The organism is Bacillus sp. T17B1 (assembly GCF_026796395.1).
Lineage (GTDB): Bacteria > Bacillota > Bacilli > Bacillales > Bacillaceae > Bacillus > Bacillus spizizenii_A.
Genome location: NZ_JALAYA010000062.1, coordinates 1 through 469, shown reverse-complemented (window position 1 = coordinate 469; position 469 = coordinate 1). Strand labels below are relative to the sequence as shown.

Below are 469 nucleotides of genomic sequence, written 5' to 3'. Positions count from 1 at the left end.
CCAATTGAGCTACGGGCGCAAAACTTAATGCCGAGGGCCGGACTTGAACCGGCACGGTAGTCACCTACCGCAGGATTTTAAGTCCTGTGTGTCTGCCAATTCCACCACCCCGGCGTGGATGGTATAGTTGGAGCGGAAGACGGGATTCGAACCCGCGACCCCCACCTTGGCAAGGTGGTGTTCTACCACTGAACTACTTCCGCAGACAGGATGTCCAGTTTTAATGACTGTTATCCTATATAATGCGGGTGAAGGGACTTGAACCCCCACGTCATAAAGACACTAGATCCTAAGTCTAGCGCGTCTGCCAATTCCGCCACACCCGCGTAAAATGGTGAGCCATGAAGGACTCGAACCTTCGACCCTCTGATTAAAAGTCAGATGCTCTACCAACTGAGCTAATGGCTCTTCTTACAAGAGACTTGAGTATTATATCATATAAAAGTGGTGCCGGCAAGAGGACTTGAAC

At 50.5% G+C, this 469-nt stretch carries 4 tRNA genes; all 4 read right to left on the bottom strand.

Annotated elements, in window-relative coordinates:
* Positions 1 to 28 precede the first annotated feature (28 nt).
* Positions 29 to 114 (bottom strand) — tRNA-Leu (locus MOF34_RS20625).
* 14 nt (positions 115 to 128) lie between these two features.
* A tRNA-Gly gene (locus MOF34_RS20620) sits at positions 129 to 203 on the bottom strand.
* Positions 204 to 243: 40 nt separating this feature from the next.
* Positions 244 to 326: transfer RNA gene (locus MOF34_RS20615), tRNA-Leu, on the bottom strand.
* Between the two features lie 6 nt (positions 327 to 332).
* Positions 333 to 408, bottom strand: a tRNA-Lys gene (locus tag MOF34_RS20610).
* Between the last annotated feature and the right edge of the window lie 61 nt (positions 409 to 469).